We start from the raw sequence: 16609 nt of genomic DNA on the forward strand, positions 1-16609 counted from the left end.
CGCGATTACTTATAAGCAACAACGAATGCGGCAGCAGAAGCGAAGTCGCCCGGGACCTTGCCACCGTTCAGCTCGGCAGTGAACTCAGCACCATTAGCTTTCAGCTCCTCACCAGTCCAATCAGCAGCGTGACTGGTGCTGTTGATGTCAGCTTGGGTGCCAGTGGCGTTTACAGTCTTGATGTTGACCCACGCATCAGTCGCAAGACCAGACTGGTTGGTCAGACCCTGCTCATTGAACATGCCACCCCAGGCGATAGTCGCAACCTGGTCATCAGGCAGGGCTGCACAGTCAGGTTGAGCCGGGTTCAGAACCAGCTTGAAGGTCTTCTGGCCAGCTTTGCCGTCGATACCAGCAGTGCCCAGCTGAACCAGGTTGTTAACAGAACCATCAACTTCTGGCAGGAGATCACAGGTAGTGTCGGTAACCGCACCCAAAAAACGAACCTCACCAGAACCAGCGTGAGCGGTACCAGCCATGCAACCCAGTGCGATCAGAGAGCAAGCAAAAATCTTCTTCATGTTAACCTCATGATTATTTTTTAAAAAAAAGCGTCTTCCCGACGCAAGACACCAACACGGCGCCCTTAACGAGGTTGCTATTCTGCCCTCGGCGTACATGTTAAAAGTGTCACTTTGTGCACACGGGTGTTTGATTTTTACGCTGGGAAAGTTCGAAAATTCCGAAGTGTTTCAGGTGAGAAACATCGAAAGGCTGCTTGGATAGGAAAGGATTGGAAGATAATAATGCGTCAAGTTGGGGCAAGATATCCTTGCTATCATTTGTCAAAAATATCGATACCAGAGCGGGGCTTCGTCGGTGATGAGCAGACCAAGCCCCGCTCGTCACATCAATCGTATGTCACGCTAACCCTTGCAAGGCCAGGTTTGTTTCTAATAGGGGAAAGCGATATTGTTTTGTACTTGGAATGAAGGGAAAGCACCTTTGTCAGTGATGCAAGGCGATAACTTTCCATTTCAATGCCCGTGTATGCATTATTAAGACAGGAAAGAGTTAACGCTTGCGCTGTATTGCTTGTGGTACACATGGGACGAACAACCGAGCCAACAAACAGCAACTGGTTGGCTCCTGTGGTACGACCTTGAGCCTGAACCGCTACGCTGGCACCAGCAAATGATAGATACGCGATAAATGTAATAATGGAACGTCGCCTCATTGCACACCTCCTTGTGGAATGCATTTAGCTCAGTAATCGACCCCGAACGGAACGCCTCTGTGCGTTGCGCGGAGCATACATTGGCGCTTGTCACTGCTGGCGCCAATTACATCAAATGATACGCTGAGTCCCTTATCCTTTAAATACGTGTTTATCTGTTTTATATCTTTTATTTGTGTCCCCTAAATAATCCTTTCGACAGGGAGAACAATTGTCTGGGATGAAAGGGTAATCCCCCCGAAAAAACTGAGGTGCTCATAAGTAGAATGTTCCCGTACTGTGAATGCAGGAGGTTCTACATGAAAACATCACGTATTAGCGATGCACAGATCATCGCCATCCTCAAACAGGCTGAGTCTGGTTCACCCGTCCCTGAGCTCTGTCATGAACATGGCATCAGCTCCGCCACCTTCTACAAATGGCGCTCCAAATTCGGTGGCATGGATGCCTCCCTCATGGCGCGCCTCAAAGAGCTGGAAGAGGAAAATCGTCGCCTTAAGAAGATGTATGCCGAGGAGCGCCTCAAGGCAGAGATCATCTCCGAGGCAATGGCAAAAAAGTGGTAACGCCATCTGCCCGCAGGGCGATGGCGAGCAAGGCAGTGGCTCATTACGCCATTTCTATCCGCCTAGCTTGCCAGGTGTTCAAGGTGAGCGAGGGTTGCTATCGCTATCAGCCCGTGCTGGCCGATGAAAACCAGGAGATTGCCGACTGGCTGCTGCGCCTCACTGCCAACCAGCGCAACTGGGGTTTCGGACTGTGCTTTCTGTACCTGCGTAATGTCAAAGGCTTTGGCTGGAACCACAAGCGGGTCTACCGGATCTATCGGGCGCTAGAGCTCAATCTGCGGATAAAACCCAAGAAGCGGCTAGTGCGCGCTAAGCTGGAGCCGTTGGCTGTCCCTGACCAACCGAATCAATGTTGGTCGATGGACTTTATGCATGACCAGCTCAGCGATGGTCGCTCGGTGCGGTTGTTTAATGTGATCGATGACTTCAACCGTGAAGCACTGTGCATCGAGGTGGATTTTTCCTTGCCTGCCTCGCGAGTCAAACGGGCACTGGAGCAGGTAATCGAGTGACGGGGAAAACCGGCCGCTATCCGTTGTGACAATGGCCCGGAATATATCAGCGAAGCTCTCAAGTGCTGGGCGCAGCAGAAGTGGATTGCACTGAGGTATATCCAGCTAGGTAACCCACAGTAGAATGCCTACATTGAGCGATTTAACCGCACAGTTCGTTACGACTGGCTGGGCCATTACCTGTTTGAGTCACTGAATGAGTTACAGGAATTTGCCACGGACTGGCTGTGGGTTTATAACCATGAGCGGCCAAATATGGCACTGGGAGGCTACACGCCGAAACAGCGTCTGGCACAGGCCGCATGATCTCTACTTTTAAGTGCCCCTAAAAATGGGGGGATTACCAAAGGGGATTGTGTCATTTGTGCACTCTTGAGCAATCGTCAGGCCATACGACAAACGAGCTAAGCCCGAAGCTCACGACCGTGCAGAGCGAAGTCTAAGCATCAATTAGATGCATAAAGGACACAGAGCCATCGCCTCAGCGTCATCTTGTTACTAGTCTATGGGCTTGAGCTTGAGCTGTTTCCTAGACCATCGCCGTTGCTGGTTCGTCGTCCAATTACTGGGTTAGTGGGGTCAAATCCAATTTGTCTATATACCCACTCTCGCAGTTCATCGGATTTGGTTCAGTTATCTGCTCAGGTGCGAGGAGTATGTTCGAGTTGTAACCTTGCAACCAATGTCGAACACCTGGTGAATCGTTTAATCGAGAGTGCGCTCTCCAGGGCGATATCGCACAGTCCCAGACAACGAACATATGCTCATGCAACTGAAGCAGAATCTGCTCATTGACCAGACCTTTATTGCCTGGACTTAATCCATCAATGAAAAGGCGCGAGTTACGTGGCCATCAATGCTCGCGTAGTTAGCCAGCTTTACTATCACGAGTCTTCGAGCAATGCTTGACGTGAGGGCCACCAAAGAGCCTTGATGTCAAGCCACCTAATGTGATCTTGCGCAACTGCGCAAGACGGCCTGGCTTTCGAACGGGCGCTGTACCTCAATGCTGAACTCACACATGACATTGCCCACTTTGGGACCACACTCCATCGTCATCAGAACGAGGAACCGCCGACGCGAATGAAATATTTCATAGACGTATAAATGCTCATTGGAACTCGAAGGTGTGACATTATTTTCCGCTTAGGAAGAACCAAAAGGAGCACACCTTTATTATTACGATAAAAACTTGTTATGTGAGGCCATGGTTTCACTTTACGGTATCAAAGTATCGGCGTGCGAAGAGATCTTGTTTCTCGCGCGTTTTCAGCCACATTTAAAAAGCACATGCTGAAAGACGCCATTCTGGCTGAGCGCGGTAATATTACCGGCTGTACTTAGTTCATGACGACGAGAGCTGTCATTCATTGGATCACGGAGCGTTTAAACAGAAGGGCCATGCCGTGAGGACATGGCCTTGTTTATTTAGATGAGGAAGTCATCCAGCTGACGACCTTGCTCTAGTTGCTCAGCTAGGAACTTGGGTGTACGGCCCTGACCGGTCCAGGTTTTCTCTACGCCATTTTCAACGTAACGGTATTTCGGGGGACGAGGTGCTCGTTTAGCTTTAGCCGCAGTCGCTGCTGCTGGGGCACTGCCTACCAACTCAGTCGGGTCAATGCCAGCTTGAGCCAACATCGCTTGAAACTCGGCGAGCTTTTGCTGGTGCTCAGCTTGGGCTGCTTGTTCTTTCTCCACGACCTCCAAACGTTCCAGATAAATCAGCTCGATTTTCTCGTGGGCTTCTTTGAGCTGATCCAGAGACAACTCGCGCAGTGCTGCTCGCAGACTACGGATGTTCAACAGCACTTTCAGAAATTCACTCATAGATATCCTTTAATTAAATACGCAGGGATTGTTCTATAGCATACTAATGAGCACTGACGTGCTCAAGCGTCTTATCGTATTTGACTGCAACCGAAGTTGCGTTGCCCATCCATAACCTTCGTACTCTGTTTACTCAGGTAAGCCAGACGAAACAGAAAGTCGTGATAGATTTTATCTCGATTAATTGCCGCATTGCGAAATAGTCCATAAGTCCCTTTGGGAGGAAAATGAACCAAGTGAGCATGCTCTGGATACGGTAAGCTTAGTGCACTACACCACGCTTTCTGTATCCTCACCCCCATGTTATCACCATCACTTTCTAAATAGTTACCCAGATAGGCGTAATCGTCTCTGTGGAAGAATAGCATGACGTGGTAATGGTGGTGTGCTGATGAGTCCTTTTCCCTGCACCAGATGTAAGCAGGTAGACGCGGCTCCCCTCGTCGGTTGTTACGTTTATGGTTTGCTTTGATCTGGCTTTTAAGGGATTCCATGAAGCGTGTGATAACCGCTGGGTCAGTGCGCTGCATGAAGATAAGCTGATCCGGATCGTATTCAGTGGTATCCACTGCGAACCTTAAATCGCATCGAATAGCAAAGACTCGAGGAGTCTCTGCTAATAATTGAGCTGTAAACTCTACACTGCGCACCAAATAATCCAGGTTCATTGGCCCATATCCAGATGTGCATTCTTGCAACAGTGCTTCAAATTCCATATTGGTTAATAATATTCTGCCATACATAATGAACACTCCTAAATGCTAAGTGTTTGATAAAATGTTGTGCCTAACACAATAACGTGCATCAGTGTTTTAAATAAAATTCAATCCTCCCCTCTCAAAAGAGAGGGGATATCTAGGCGATGATATAGAACCTGTTATAGGCCGTATTACGAGTACTTCATAGTGGTTATATTAGGTATCTTTTGCATGCTATATTACATATACCGAATTGTTTTGTTGCACAACAAATACTCTAAGGCCTTACAGGCCACGGCATATATTAAAAAAAGGATTAAATTATCTTTAAAAATCACTCTTAAGTTATTAAAAATAAAAATCACCTCCTAATGTAGTGTTTGTCGGTGGAATTAATGACCCCATATGGTAATGCACCAGCGTTGTTCTATTTTGTTTATAAATGCTGACACATCCTCTCATGATTAAATCACTCAATGCAGCATCAAGAGCCTGCTTACTTCTTAATTTATTCGGACAAAACTTACGAATATCATTCTTTTTGAAAATGGCTCCTCCATTTGCCCCCACATTTCTAGCTAACCAAGAACGCAGAATATCTGCATTAGATGGTTCATCACTTTTATCGAGCTTCTTCATTTGTTGAATAAAATGCTCAAAAAACCAATGTGCAATAGTAATCGCAGCATACATTGTCTGATCTGAGATAAACTCGGCGTTAGGTGTGCAAAACCCCTCCAGAACCGCAGCAATCCTGGATACATGCTCCATAAATTTTGAAGCATAGTCGCGGTACTGATTCAATTTCCCTAAAGGACCAATACTGAGCTCAATAGCCACATATTGTTGATTCCACCTGCTAGCGGCTTCTGGCGTCAGCTTTAAGCATTTACGCTCGATCCCACGCTCCCTACGTCTAAATCCTCCCTTCAGAAGACCCTCAACACGTTGATGAAAATGATCTACTGCATCCGGGGCTCGAAACCGCAATTTGTCGAGGTGGAATCGTTGACCTTGAGTAGACTGAGGCTCACAGATCAAACACCGAGCCAAAAAACCGGAAGCACGAGCACGCTCCCCTTGGCGTTCCAGACTGCTGTTAAATAACCCAGGCTGAACCATAAGCATCAAACCCAAACGGTAATCAACTAATTTAGGTCTGGTACTGGCCACCCGTTCGATTGAGATAGAATGTCCACTCCACATTGAGTTAATAGCGGCGTCTCTAAACAGCTCCCCCGACAACAAGCTTCCCGCCTCATCGGAGGCTAGCATTAACGATGGGCTATCCTTGCCTAGAACTTGCTTGATGGCGGCACTGGTTACATCTGATAACACTAACCTCTTTTGAGTTGGGGCAATCGGTTTTTGTTCTTGGCATTGATACCATGCCTCCTCCAACTCTTTAGTTCCTAGCCCTTTCTCCGCGTCTTTAGAAATTGCCTTTCCTAACGCCTTCTCCTTGATCTGCCACAAAGCCAACTCCCTGAGATAGACCTCTTGTGACTTGATAAATTCCAGATCCAGTTCATTCTGAAGTTTATAGATAGCTTTCATTACCAATTGAACCACGGCTGACTTGCGCTCACCTGATTCAGCCAACACGATTAAATACAACGATGCAGCAAATCTCAGGTTTTCCTTGGGTTGCACATCAAATGAGTCTTGACATGCTAATGACATGACTGCTAGAACAGCTGAGACAATAACCCCAATAGGCGCCTGTGTATCGTCATAAATGTGCTGTATTAGCCTTCGCAATAGTTCAGGCAACACTTGTACTGGAAACTCACCCACTTGATTTTGATTGTTCATCATGACGGATCTCAGTTTAGTTTTTCAGGGACTGGATCCAGATATCTACCGATGACTCACGCCATCCAATCGCCGAAGTTCCCACCCTGACTGGCCTCGGGAAACCAGGGTCAAACCTAGGACTTTTTGGGTTTATGCGATCGTAGATCCAAGACCGACTCATCCCCACTCGCAGCTTCATTTCATGCATGCGCAGTATGCGGTCCGGTTTTATCACTGATGTAGTCATAAGCACTCCTCATCTATCGTGGTTACAAAATGTCTGAGCATGGATTGCACTAATCTAGGTGCCGTCGATGTTGCAAAATCGTGATGCATCTTCTGACTTCACTAGAGAGCGAGATTGAGATTACCCTAGTTTTTTGCCAATAATGGGTCACCTATGCCACCTCTTGAATGACCTGTTATTTTAGTTGAGCATGATATAAACTAAGCGATTTTTAATTTATAGGAGCTCGATGGTTTTATGTCCCTAATTAATAAATTACAACAAAATGAAATGAACGATATCGCAAGCTTTATTGCGCAAGAAGCCTATAGGCTAGCTGTTATAAAACAGTATCCCGAAGATGTTTCTCGCATTTATAATTTAAGTAAATCTGTCAGATATGAAATCCTAAAGCTATTTAAAAAGAACACGAACATAGACTATGCTATTGAGAGCATTATTTTATGTGTTGTATGTTACATTGTAACAAAACCACCCTTTGATGAGTTTAAAAATGAAATTAGATACCTCATTAATAGGTGGTGGGGGATTGAATCGGAGGACGACAATGATGACATCATAAATAACGACAAAAACGAGTTACTGGACAATTTAAAGAAAACTGTTATAGAGTTATGTAAGAGTAACCAAAATTTCAAATGCAATATTGCTCACAGATACTCAGTTGCAATGTTTGCAACTGAGTTTGATAGCACATACTTACTAAAATATTATCACGACACGTTGCAATATATTTATAAAAAAGAATACGCCCCCATTAGAAAAAATTGCATGACCACTCGGTTAGTTCGTCGTTATAGACTATTTAACCCCATTGAAGAGCGACCTTTGTACAGCATTGAATGTGCATATCAACAAGTGGAAGTACCAACAAGCGCACTATCAAGAATAGATGGAGATATAATAATTAATGATGACATAGAAAATTTATGTGACAGCTATATGATGCTGCATGAGTATCGCAACCAAGAATATGTTGATATAGCAACTAAACTGACTGTGCAGATTGATATCTCAAACATGCTATCAAATAATGAACTTGATAGAATCATGTCCTATTTACGTTCTGATATTAGCGTGATACAGACAAAGAATATAATTTCTCACATGTGTTTAGCTAAAACTGAAGATGAACTTGTTGAGAAATACAATATCCCAAGATTGCATACGGATGATTATCCAACCGTGAGTTATCTACACAGGGCAGATACACTAAAAAGTATAAATGAAAGTCATGCAAAGAACTATCTATGCGCCCTAATTTTAATAGCTGAGCACTTTGTAAAATATACAAACAAGAATGATAAAGTAAAAATACTTTGGAAGAAAGATGAAAAAAACTCCAATTTAAAAAACAGTATGGATTTATTGGCTGCTGCCTTACGAGATAAGTATGGAGATAAAACATTTAACAGCAACAAAACTGATAGCAATTATACATCTGATTTTGCAGGCTTCAGTGCAGGGATGATTGAAAGAGGTTATAAAGAACTGAATAAACTAATAAAAAAACATTTAGATTTTTTCCAACAAGGAAGAGTTCAATTTGGGAAAAAACTTAACAGCTCACAAAGAGATAAACTGCGTGCTGAGTTGGAAATTAGCTTGGATAAATTACACCCTGACGATAAGGTGAAAGCGAAGGATGAGCTTGAAACTCATTTAAAGAATGGTCGCCAGGCCTCTGTAAAACCCTTGAAGAATGGAAGTTATGTAATCACATGGTGATGCTTTTCCTGCTACTCTTGCTACTAATAGCAAGAGTAGCAGATTGTTTTTTTGTAAAAATCATAATTACCCATTGACAACAACATGCTTCTATTAAACTTGCAGTTATTTAACACCCCAAGTGGTTCTTTCTTGATCTAAGATCAGCACCAATTCTTATCAAACACATTGAAAAAAAATACTGGTATATATCATCTCCATGAACCTCCCAAAAAGATTTCATGGAGATATCATCATGTTAAATATAATGAGCAATACGATGTATATATTGCAAAGACCAGCTAGATATCTTATCGGAGCCAAACCTATAAAAAAATAAGGACCCTTCTGTTAAATAATACGAATCCATATAGCTTATCGTTCTCACTACATCAGGTGTTCATGATTGTCATAATCCATCGCTACCACTGACACAAGATGACACATTACGTCTTTAAACCACTGGTTTGATTCAATAGATCAAGCCCTAGTGACACTCACGAAATCGGCACTCATTTCATCTATTTTCCTCCATTTTCTGGTCATTAAGGTCTCTTCGAGACTTTTGACCATGGGGGTCAGTGTACCTTGCCCTATTGACCGGGAGGAGACCATGGCACTGGTAGGTTACGCACGTGTTAGTACGGGAGGTCAGAGCCTTGAAGTCCAGCTTCGAGCACTGGCTGAATGCAATAAAGTTTTCCAGGAGAAGGTTAGCGGTGCCAGTGATGATAGGCCACAGCTTACTCTCCTCTTGGATTATGTGAAGGAAGGAGACGTGGTGATGGTTACCAAGCTGGATCGTCTGGCTCGTAATACTCGTCACCTATTGGAGATATCAGAATTTCTACAACATAAGCAAGTTGCATTACGGATATTGAATCTGGGGATCGACACCTCAACGCCTACTGGCAAGTTAATGCTAACCATGATCGGTGCTATCGCAACATTCGAACGAGAGTTGATGTTAGAGCGGCAAGCTGAAGGTATTGAGTTAGCCAAGCGACGAGGTGTTTATAAAGGCCGAAAGCCTACCGCAATGGCAAAAGGCAATGAAGTTCTGGCACTGGTCGCCAAAGGATTACCCAGAGCTGAAATTGCCAAACGCACGGGGATCAGTATCTCCAGTGTGCAACGTATTCTCAGATCTCAGAGCAACTGAAAAATAGTGAGGTTTACCGTTTCTGACGATAGCCATACACATCTATTTGATCATAGTTATTCAGTGAGATAAAAAATGAAAAAGCTGACATTCTGCTTACTACTAACTCTTATGTCTGGAAGTCAATCAATACAGGCGGCGGAGCCATTCACAGGCTTTCTGCCTGCACTAGTGCAGGACAAAACAGGAAAGCCATTTTGGTGCAACGCACATTTAAATTTAAACAAAAAATGCATCGCAACTGAAATAAGTAATCTTTCTATGGTCATTGTGCGCAGTCAACCCTTCGGTGACTGTGAAGCTGGTATGTGGGGGTGGATCGCCACAGCAGGCTCCCCACAGAAAATTGCCATAGGCTACACAATTACACCCGATGAAAAATTCAATATTTCACTGAAAGATATGTGTCGACCAGGCACTGTTGTCAAATTTCAACCAAACAAGAAGTATAAAAATGAGGAAGACCTAGTTGGTTTTTACAATGGCAAAGAAATATTCAGATATCTGGGGCGTAAATAACCAGATGCTTTTAAGATATGAGTAAATGCTACGAGGATTTTTATGAAAGACATACATCGGTATTTATTGGCCTCGACTCTGATATTTTCGGCCCTAGCCTGCAATGCGCAAGAGCAACGCTACCTCGCTATCCAGCACACTGACACCGTTTACGCAAACCAAGGCGTCTGTGCATATCACTTCTCTTTAGATAGTGGCGGGGCAGACGAGTTTGGACATTTGTATATCACGCTGCAATTTAATGACAAGAAGGGCAAAGCACTGGCCGAATCAACACTGGAAGTTGAACCCTTCGGCGGGAGCTCCGCGACTCGTTATGGTGGCGGTTTCACGGAAGTTGATTGCGGACAGGTTGAACAAGCCAAGTCCATCGCCATTATTCAGGCGACCGAAGTCTTTGCACATAACCAAGTTACCCGGCTCCCCATCTCCACCTTCACCCCTGAGTTTCATCAACCACTGAAGATCACCGTAGGCGGCAGGTAGTACGCTCAGGAAAAATAAAGCCAAAGGGCGTCACCGTGATGGTGACGCCCTTTTTCATTTCCAACCCTTGATGAGGATCATCACCCCATGTCACGACACTTCATTATCGGCGATCACTTGGTTACACCTCAGCCTGAAGGCCACCATCACGGGATTTTCGTTGGCCATGACCAGGTCATTCACTGTCTACCAACTCCTGCCGGTGATCACTCAGGTCAATTGGTGCAGACCTCCTTGGCTGAATTCAGCCAGCACAACGCTATTGAGGTCAGGCCCCATGTCCAACGCCTGTTCTGTCGAGAGGAGAGCCTGATACGGGCCTACGCACGGCTAAGCGAAGGCGAACAAGGCCAGCCATTTGCCACGAGCGAGCAATTTGTTACCTGGTGCATTGAAGGGGTTCAGCATCCCCCGAAGCTGCTGCAGACCGCGGTAGCAACGGTAGTGGCAGCCGAAGTGGCCCGCCATACGCTGGGCAAGGCGGCCACCAGTGCAACCGCAGGGCTTGCTGCCAGTACTCTGGCCACGACTGCTGGCGGTAGTGGGGCCGCAGCGACGGTAGTGTCGATCACCGGCATTGCTTCAGCCCCGCTGCTAGCTCCTCTTGCAGTAGGCGCGGTTGCTGCCTATGGCGTCAGCAAACTCTGGGATTGGCTCAAAGACTGAATCTATACGAGGAGACATCATGACAATTCCTTTTCACCGGGAGGGCTTTGCCCTGCCCGTGGCCCAAGCGCTGCTCACGTTACTCAGTCAGGAGGTCGCCCATCTCGGCCTCAACCTCGAGCGCCTGACCCAGCTCACCTTCAACTTTCGCAGTCCCACCTATAGCCCCGAGCAAGGAGGGGCTCACCCCGTTGAGATACGCCTGATCCGTGGGCTCGATGGCTGGCTGTTCGATTACGTCACCGACTTCAGCTATCAAGGCGTGGGTCAGGATGCCGAGCTCTGCAAGGAGCTCGATTTCAACTTCCTGGATGACGAACACTATTTGCAAGGATGGGGGCCAATTCAGCGCTCAGAGGCCCATGAGTTATTCACCCTGTGGCAGGCCAACTTTGTTGTCTACTGCCGGATGGCGTACTTCACCGTTGAGGTCAGCGGGGATTGGGAGGTGTGTGATGACTGACAAACTGCTGCTCTCTCACTACTCACGCCAGTGGCTGGGACTGGTTACGGCCAAGGCTAAACTGCAGCCGACTCGCCAGGGTGAGCGCTGGTTGCTGCACCTGACTCCTGGTAGCCCAAACGCTCGCACTGTCACACTGCATCTGCGTTGGTCTGGCGTGCAGTGGCAACTGCTCTCCCTCAACAATGCCGAGGACTGGCGCACCATGAGCCAACCCGTGGATGAAATCTGCGTTGACCCCAAGCATCGGTGTTTCTGGCGCAGCCAAGCAGGACTGGTTTCTCTCAGTGAACAACCCCGTGTGTTGGCAAGTTTCCTGGCTGACCTGCTGCGTACCTTTACTAATCACAGTTATCGTGTGGAGAGTGACCCCTTACCCCTATAGGAGGCTCACGATGCCTAAACAACCGATAGCCGTTGAGCTGGAGGCCATCAATCGAGAGGGCGAGACGCAGGTGGTACGTGACAGTGGCCTGACCGTACAGGGCTATAGCGTTTATCTGCGGGCGGTAGAGGCCAGTGGCCTTGCCCTGGCCACTTGGGTCGCTGACTACGACACCATAGGACCGGCTTACCAACTGGCGGAACGGCTGAGTATTGCGCTAGCCATCCCGCTGAACGTGTAGGGAGCAAGGGTAAATGGCTACAAACCTAGCCGCAGTACTGGGGGTAGGGAAGTTGATAGCTCAATGCTACGCGCTCCATCCGGTCTAAAGGGTTGTTTTACGCCCTCCTGTTCAGAGAGAGCGATTACTCCTCATCGCTCTTGACCATTGACCTTGGCCTGATGACACCATAGGCTTGCGCGGCTCTGGTTCGCCGGGCGTGCCTCACTGTGCTCCCTTATAAGGAAACACCATGAAAAAAATCATCTTTCTCTTAGCCGCCATGTTAATGCTTCCCATGGCGTATGCAGCCCCCCAATTCAAGGAGGGCGTTAACTATGAGACGCTCTCCAAGACAGGTAGCGCTCAGCCGGAAGTGCTGGAGTTTTTCTCCTACTTCTGCCCAAGTTGCGCAAACTTTGAGCCTATCGTCGAAGATTTGAAGAGTTACCTGCCTGAAGGTGTGCCGCTAAAGAAAAACCATGTGGCATTTTTAGGCCGTGACATGGGTCCGCAGATGCAGCGGGCTTATGCGGTTGCAAATCTGCTGAATGTGGAAGACAAATTAACCGCGGCAATCTTTAAAAAGATACAGCAACGACAGTATCCGCAAAGTCGTGCTGACGTGAAGCAGATGTTCGTAGACAGTGGTGTTCCAGCGGACAAGTTTGATGGCGTTGTTGATAGCTTCGCTGCCACCAGTATGGTATCCCTGTTTGACCGCAACACCGAAAACTACAATATTCGTGGAGTTCCAGCCTTTTTGGTGAATGGCAAGTACATGATTAAGCTTGAGTCCATTCGCTCACAGGAGCAATTCAACCAGTTAGTTACATTCCTACTGGCCAAAAAAGACTAACCTTCCGGGGTTGATAAAAGCCCGCTGGCACGCCAACCAGCGGGCTTTTTTATTCACCCCTCAATTAGCCCGATATGTAATGGTCCCCGGCATGCATGAAGCATGTCGGGGTCTTTCTTTTTCAGGAGACCACTATGCGTTACCACAAACTCAAAGCCGGGGAATGCCCCGGCACTTATGTCGTCACTGAACCCGTGACCGAGCAAGACCTGCTGCGTATCGCCAATCAGATTGCCCGCAAGCGCCTGGCCAAAGGTGCCGCCATTACCAGCACCACCGAGGCCGCTGAGCGGCTGCAAACCCTGCTGCAGGACCGGGAACACGAAGTGTTTGGCGCACTGTTCCTTGACTCCCAGCATCGCGTGTTGGCTTTTGAGGAACTGTTTCGCGGCACCTTGGACTGCGCCAGCATCTACCCACGGGAAGTGGTCAAGCGGGCCTTGTTACTCAACTGCGGGGCCATCATCGCAGTGCACAATCACCCCAGCGGTGACCCTGAACCTAGCCAATCAGACCGGGTTTTTACCCAGGCCCTCAAAGAGGCCTTGGCACTGGTTGATATCCGGTTGCTCGACCATCTGGTGGTTGGTGCCGAGGGCATCGTCTCGCTGGCCGAAAGAGGTCTGCTATGACTCTCACACCTGGTAAGTCACACCTCACCGCCCTCGACATCCTCCTCGAGCTGCGCTGCTGGCTTGAAGATAACGTCGAGATGCAGGCCGAGCCCGCTATCGTGGCTCACCTCCCCAACGGTTATCTGCTCACCCAAGCCGACTGCATCGAGGCCATTGACACACTGCTCCACCAGCTACGCCATTAGTCACGCCAAGAAGGAACAAACGCCATGCGATTACCCAATCTTTATTCCCTTGAGGAAACCCTCGAGAAGCTGCGCCATCGTCTGGCTGCCGCCTACAACGAAGATGCGCTGACGTTGCTGGAGAAGGCCGTCACCAAGGCTCGTGATGACCGGAGTTATGCCAAGCAGTTTGAAGAGACCTTGCTGCGGGGCTCTACCGTCGAGATACGCGAATGCCTCAGCTGCTTTGGCGACTACTTCGAGCCCTCCCGCGACGCACCGCCCTATTACCCGCACCACGATGCCGTCAACAGCATTGATTGTGCGCTCTACGTCATCCTGTTCGATACAGCTCTCCCCAGCACACGCCAAGATCACCAATAACGAACCGTCGATCGCCCAATAACATGCATGCCGATCACGTTTCCACCCAATAACCCGGATCATCCGCCCCAACATCATGATCCGGATACTCCGATCCCCCCAACAAGGCCACCCCACTACAGGTGGCCTTTTGCATTTCAAGGAGCTACTCCCATGTCTGCCTTCATGATCGACCGCAAGGACTACCTTGCCTTTGCCGTACAGTTACACCGCTTTTGCAATGCCCCCATGCCACCGCACTACACCCTTGAGTTGCTGCGCTCCCTCTGGTGGAACTCACCAATGGATGTCACCAGTACCTGGACCTGGCGGGTAGACCGGCTGGTACGGTTGATGATGCTCGCCAACCGGCGGGCAGTCTGGCATCGCTATCAGCTGGGGCGTCAGCAAGAGCACAAGGAACCACACCAGCGTGGCTCGACCAAGCGGAGCCCGTTTAAACCTGCCCACCATTACCACCAGGCTCCACTCACCGATAGCGAGCTGGTTGCCCTCTACAAATTCACCTGCTGCGCCCTGTACCAATCGAGTGAATGGAGTGGGAGTCCTGAGCAGGTACCCCGGCTGGTGAAAGTGATACAGCAGTTGCAACAGGCGCTGGCGCAAGACGTGCTGACCCGGCTGTCACTGTGGGAGCAAGCCCCCTGGGGAGAGATGTAATGAACCTTTCCATCACCCTGACGGTGACAAACTCACCGCCGAGCTCAACGGCCCATCTAGCCCAACGTGTCGCCGATGACATGGCACACCTGCATCACCATCTAGGGGATGGGGTCAGCGATGAACTGGGCATCAGCATCAGTTACCTGGTCGAACAGTTTGCGCTGCTGGCAGCGGCTTACCGTTCACCTGCAGAAAGAGAGAAACACCCATGAGCGAATTCAACGATAGCTTCACTCAGGTCGCAGTCGCTCAGGCAATGAGCGCACATAGCGATTTGCATAGGCTCATTGCCTATCAGCTCACCTTCCCGAAGTGGGCACACGACTATGACGAGACCGGCAAGCGCACTGGCCCCGACAAGATCAAGCCCGTGCCAACGATGCACAAGACCTCGCTGTTCGTAAGTCCACTGGACATGGTGGACAACCTGCCCCGCGAGATTAACTTTGCGTGGTGGGAGCGTGAGTGCAACGACCTCGGCTATCCCGTTGGGGAGTGGCGACGCACCATTGTGGGTGCCTACTTCAACCACGGCACCAACGACAACCCAAACTGGAGCAGCCACACATGAGCATCTTCGAGCACATGACATGGGGACTGGGCACCCCGAACCTGCCCAAGCTGGGGGCTCGAGCCATTCTGCAACGTGGTTATGTTGATTTCCTGGGCGACCGTGCCGGTATGTACGGCGAGCCAGACGAGACGTGGAGGGCCGAGTGCGACACGGTACTGCCGCACTTTCTGCGTGAGTTAACCAAGATGGCCAAGGCATACCAGATATGCACCGACATGGACGAGGTGTTTCGCCTTGAACACAAGGGCTGGGTGTGTGAAGCCAGTCCAAGGCGCAGCTACGGCTACCTCTACTTCGACATCTACCACCCCGCTAACTAGCGGGGCGTTTGTTTCAAGGAGAAGTATCATGAACAAGTTCTATCACGTGGGCACACTGGCCCGCCGTGAAGTCACCGCCCTGCTGCACACGCTGACGCACAATGCAGCCGTCAATGCCGAGGGGATCCTCAACTACATGGGCAGCAAGCTGAACCCCTACGACCCGCGCAAAGAGAAGGCCAAGGCACGGCACACATTGCGTCGGGTCAAGAAGGCTCTGAAGGTAGGGCGTATCCCGCTTGAGCTCACCGTGACCGGTTGCCGCATCGACCGTGGCAGCCATCAGGCTGACCGTTACTACTACGACCGCACGCTACTGGCTCAAGGTTGGCAGCAATACGATACCGAGGAAGACGCCTGGTATTTCGGCATCTGGATTCACACAGAGAAGCTGGAGACCTTTACCTACGCCGAGGGGGATACCAGTCATGTGATTGCGCCAAACGTTGAGGCGTTTCGTGCCGAACTGGCGCGGCTTTACCAGTACCACCCGCAGGCCCCGGCGTTTATCAGCATCGACCCAGAGGTGGGCATTGTGACCCACCACTTTGAACGCAAGCCGGAGGTGTGAG

At 48.8% G+C, this 16609-nt stretch carries 23 protein-coding genes and 1 pseudogene; 18 read left to right on the forward strand and 6 right to left on the reverse strand.

Annotated elements, in window-relative coordinates:
• Positions 1 to 5: 5 nt before the first annotated feature.
• Together G5287_RS04420 and G5287_RS04425 are read right to left on the reverse strand one after the other, a co-directional pair.
• Complete coding sequence (locus G5287_RS04420) at positions 6 to 521, reverse strand: fimbrial protein (RefSeq protein ID WP_421230921.1); 516 nt, start codon at positions 519 to 521, stop codon at positions 6 to 8.
• A gap of 329 nt (positions 522 to 850) precedes the next feature.
• Positions 851 to 1177, reverse strand: coding sequence for a hypothetical protein (locus tag G5287_RS04425; RefSeq protein WP_421230922.1), 327 nt, complete (start codon positions 1175 to 1177; stop codon positions 851 to 853).
• Between the two features lie 299 nt (positions 1178 to 1476).
• On the opposite strand from G5287_RS04425, the pseudogene G5287_RS04430 reads away from it, so the two are divergent.
• Positions 1477 to 2564: pseudogene (locus G5287_RS04430) on the forward strand (IS3 family transposase).
• A gap of 1122 nt (positions 2565 to 3686) precedes the next feature.
• Here G5287_RS04430 and G5287_RS04435 read toward each other — a convergent pair.
• The 4 genes from G5287_RS04435 to G5287_RS04450 all read right to left on the reverse strand — a co-directional run bounded on the left by G5287_RS04435 (position 3687) and on the right by G5287_RS04450 (position 6830).
• Entirely contained in the window at positions 3687 to 4088 is a 402-nt protein-coding gene (locus G5287_RS04435; protein WP_421230923.1) for an H-NS family nucleoid-associated regulatory protein, read from the reverse strand.
• 71 nt (positions 4089 to 4159) lie between these two features.
• Positions 4160 to 4831 (reverse strand): inovirus Gp2 family protein, encoded by a 672-nt coding sequence (locus G5287_RS04440; protein WP_421230924.1) that lies wholly within the window; start codon positions 4829 to 4831, stop codon positions 4160 to 4162.
• 303 nt (positions 4832 to 5134) lie between these two features.
• Complete coding sequence (locus G5287_RS04445) at positions 5135 to 6604, reverse strand: YfjI family protein (RefSeq protein WP_421230925.1); 1470 nt, start codon at positions 6602 to 6604, stop codon at positions 5135 to 5137.
• A 13-nt stretch (positions 6605 to 6617) separates the two neighbouring features.
• Complete coding sequence (locus G5287_RS04450; RefSeq protein WP_021140808.1) at positions 6618 to 6830, reverse strand: helix-turn-helix transcriptional regulator; 213 nt, start codon at positions 6828 to 6830, stop codon at positions 6618 to 6620.
• Between the two features lie 237 nt (positions 6831 to 7067).
• On the opposite strand from G5287_RS04450, the gene G5287_RS04455 reads away from it, so the two are divergent.
• The 17 genes from G5287_RS04455 (at position 7068) to G5287_RS04535 (ending at position 16608) form a co-directional block, all read left to right on the forward strand.
• Complete coding sequence (locus G5287_RS04455) at positions 7068 to 8558, forward strand: hypothetical protein (RefSeq protein ID WP_421230926.1); 1491 nt, start codon at positions 7068 to 7070, stop codon at positions 8556 to 8558.
• 592 nt (positions 8559 to 9150) lie between these two features.
• Positions 9151 to 9699 carry a recombinase family protein gene (locus tag G5287_RS04460; protein WP_231721767.1) on the forward strand — a complete coding sequence of 183 codons (549 nt, stop codon included), beginning with the start codon at positions 9151 to 9153 and terminating at the stop codon, positions 9697 to 9699.
• Positions 9700 to 9774: 75 nt separating this feature from the next.
• A complete protein-coding gene (locus G5287_RS04465; protein WP_080722201.1) occupies positions 9775 to 10218 on the forward strand; it encodes a hypothetical protein in 444 nt (147 codons plus the stop codon).
• Between the two features lie 42 nt (positions 10219 to 10260).
• Positions 10261 to 10704, forward strand: coding sequence for an IrmA family protein (locus G5287_RS04470; protein WP_371143559.1), 444 nt, complete (start codon positions 10261 to 10263; stop codon positions 10702 to 10704).
• Between the two features lie 87 nt (positions 10705 to 10791).
• Complete coding sequence (locus G5287_RS04475) at positions 10792 to 11370, forward strand: hypothetical protein (RefSeq protein WP_421230927.1); 579 nt, start codon at positions 10792 to 10794, stop codon at positions 11368 to 11370.
• Positions 11371 to 11389: 19 nt separating this feature from the next.
• A complete protein-coding gene (locus G5287_RS04480) occupies positions 11390 to 11833 on the forward strand; it encodes a DUF2787 domain-containing protein (protein WP_421230928.1) in 444 nt (147 codons plus the stop codon).
• Complete coding sequence (locus G5287_RS04485; RefSeq protein WP_421230929.1) at positions 11826 to 12218, forward strand: hypothetical protein; 393 nt, start codon at positions 11826 to 11828, stop codon at positions 12216 to 12218. The genes G5287_RS04480 and G5287_RS04485 overlap by 8 nt, the downstream gene beginning before the upstream one ends.
• 10 nt (positions 12219 to 12228) lie before the next feature.
• Positions 12229 to 12459: a hypothetical protein gene (locus G5287_RS04490; RefSeq protein ID WP_421230930.1), complete on the forward strand. Its 231-nt coding sequence runs from the start codon at positions 12229 to 12231 to the stop codon at positions 12457 to 12459.
• Between the two features lie 232 nt (positions 12460 to 12691).
• Complete coding sequence (locus G5287_RS04495) at positions 12692 to 13297, forward strand: DsbA family protein (protein WP_421230931.1); 606 nt, start codon at positions 12692 to 12694, stop codon at positions 13295 to 13297.
• Positions 13298 to 13431: 134 nt separating this feature from the next.
• Complete coding sequence (gene radC, locus G5287_RS04500) at positions 13432 to 13929, forward strand: RadC family protein (RefSeq protein WP_421230932.1); 498 nt, start codon at positions 13432 to 13434, stop codon at positions 13927 to 13929.
• A complete protein-coding gene (locus tag G5287_RS04505) occupies positions 13926 to 14117 on the forward strand; it encodes a hypothetical protein (RefSeq protein ID WP_421230933.1) in 192 nt (63 codons plus the stop codon). Before radC ends, G5287_RS04505 begins: the two co-directional genes overlap by 4 nt.
• 24 nt (positions 14118 to 14141) lie before the next feature.
• Positions 14142 to 14480 (forward strand): hypothetical protein, encoded by a 339-nt coding sequence (locus tag G5287_RS04510; protein WP_421230934.1) that lies wholly within the window; start codon positions 14142 to 14144, stop codon positions 14478 to 14480.
• Between the two features lie 153 nt (positions 14481 to 14633).
• Positions 14634 to 15140, forward strand: coding sequence for a hypothetical protein (locus tag G5287_RS04515; protein ID WP_421230935.1), 507 nt, complete (start codon positions 14634 to 14636; stop codon positions 15138 to 15140).
• The gene (locus G5287_RS04520; protein WP_421230936.1) at positions 15140 to 15355 is read left to right on the forward strand and encodes a hypothetical protein; all 216 of its coding nucleotides are present in this window, start codon (positions 15140 to 15142) and stop codon (positions 15353 to 15355) included. Before G5287_RS04515 ends, G5287_RS04520 begins: the two co-directional genes overlap by 1 nt.
• Positions 15352 to 15714, forward strand: coding sequence for a hypothetical protein (locus tag G5287_RS04525; protein WP_421230937.1), 363 nt, complete (start codon positions 15352 to 15354; stop codon positions 15712 to 15714). The genes G5287_RS04520 and G5287_RS04525 overlap by 4 nt, the downstream gene beginning before the upstream one ends.
• Positions 15711 to 16037, forward strand: a complete 327-nt coding sequence (locus G5287_RS04530; protein WP_421230938.1) for a type IV toxin-antitoxin system YeeU family antitoxin — start codon at positions 15711 to 15713, stop codon at positions 16035 to 16037. The genes G5287_RS04525 and G5287_RS04530 overlap by 4 nt, the downstream gene beginning before the upstream one ends.
• A 28-nt stretch (positions 16038 to 16065) precedes the next feature.
• Entirely contained in the window at positions 16066 to 16608 is a 543-nt protein-coding gene (locus G5287_RS04535; RefSeq protein ID WP_421230939.1) for a hypothetical protein, read from the forward strand.
• Position 16609: the final 1 nt, after the last annotated feature.

Source organism: Aeromonas sp. 603079, from assembly GCF_049172135.1.
Classification (GTDB): Bacteria; Pseudomonadota; Gammaproteobacteria; order Enterobacterales; family Aeromonadaceae; genus Aeromonas; species Aeromonas veronii.

Bases quoted from the DNA above. Each gene is read 5' to 3' on its own strand.
- G5287_RS04420 (WP_421230921.1), bottom strand. From the start codon at position 521: ATGAAGAAGATTTTTGCTTGCTCTCTGATCGCACTGGGTTGCATGGCT.
- G5287_RS04425 (WP_421230922.1), bottom strand. From the start codon at position 1,177: ATGAGGCGACGTTCCATTATTACATTTATCGCGTATCTATCATTTGCT.
- G5287_RS04435 (WP_421230923.1), bottom strand. From the start codon at position 4,088: ATGAGTGAATTTCTGAAAGTGCTGTTGAACATCCGTAGTCTGCGAGCA.
- G5287_RS04440 (WP_421230924.1), bottom strand. From the start codon at position 4,831: ATGTATGGCAGAATATTATTAACCAATATGGAATTTGAAGCACTGTTG.
- G5287_RS04445 (WP_421230925.1), bottom strand. From the start codon at position 6,604: ATGATGAACAATCAAAATCAAGTGGGTGAGTTTCCAGTACAAGTGTTG.
- G5287_RS04450 (WP_021140808.1), bottom strand. From the start codon at position 6,830: ATGACTACATCAGTGATAAAACCGGACCGCATACTGCGCATGCATGAA.
- G5287_RS04455 (WP_421230926.1), top strand. From the start codon at position 7,068: ATGTCCCTAATTAATAAATTACAACAAAATGAAATGAACGATATCGCA.
- G5287_RS04460 (WP_231721767.1), top strand. From the start codon at position 9,151: ATGGCACTGGTAGGTTACGCACGTGTTAGTACGGGAGGTCAGAGCCTT.
- G5287_RS04465 (WP_080722201.1), top strand. From the start codon at position 9,775: ATGAAAAAGCTGACATTCTGCTTACTACTAACTCTTATGTCTGGAAGT.
- G5287_RS04470 (WP_371143559.1), top strand. From the start codon at position 10,261: ATGAAAGACATACATCGGTATTTATTGGCCTCGACTCTGATATTTTCG.
- G5287_RS04475 (WP_421230927.1), top strand. From the start codon at position 10,792: ATGTCACGACACTTCATTATCGGCGATCACTTGGTTACACCTCAGCCT.
- G5287_RS04480 (WP_421230928.1), top strand. From the start codon at position 11,390: ATGACAATTCCTTTTCACCGGGAGGGCTTTGCCCTGCCCGTGGCCCAA.
- G5287_RS04485 (WP_421230929.1), top strand. From the start codon at position 11,826: ATGACTGACAAACTGCTGCTCTCTCACTACTCACGCCAGTGGCTGGGA.
- G5287_RS04490 (WP_421230930.1), top strand. From the start codon at position 12,229: ATGCCTAAACAACCGATAGCCGTTGAGCTGGAGGCCATCAATCGAGAG.
- G5287_RS04495 (WP_421230931.1), top strand. From the start codon at position 12,692: ATGAAAAAAATCATCTTTCTCTTAGCCGCCATGTTAATGCTTCCCATG.
- radC (WP_421230932.1), top strand. From the start codon at position 13,432: ATGCGTTACCACAAACTCAAAGCCGGGGAATGCCCCGGCACTTATGTC.
- G5287_RS04505 (WP_421230933.1), top strand. From the start codon at position 13,926: ATGACTCTCACACCTGGTAAGTCACACCTCACCGCCCTCGACATCCTC.
- G5287_RS04510 (WP_421230934.1), top strand. From the start codon at position 14,142: ATGCGATTACCCAATCTTTATTCCCTTGAGGAAACCCTCGAGAAGCTG.
- G5287_RS04515 (WP_421230935.1), top strand. From the start codon at position 14,634: ATGTCTGCCTTCATGATCGACCGCAAGGACTACCTTGCCTTTGCCGTA.
- G5287_RS04520 (WP_421230936.1), top strand. From the start codon at position 15,140: ATGAACCTTTCCATCACCCTGACGGTGACAAACTCACCGCCGAGCTCA.
- G5287_RS04525 (WP_421230937.1), top strand. From the start codon at position 15,352: ATGAGCGAATTCAACGATAGCTTCACTCAGGTCGCAGTCGCTCAGGCA.
- G5287_RS04530 (WP_421230938.1), top strand. From the start codon at position 15,711: ATGAGCATCTTCGAGCACATGACATGGGGACTGGGCACCCCGAACCTG.
- G5287_RS04535 (WP_421230939.1), top strand. From the start codon at position 16,066: ATGAACAAGTTCTATCACGTGGGCACACTGGCCCGCCGTGAAGTCACC.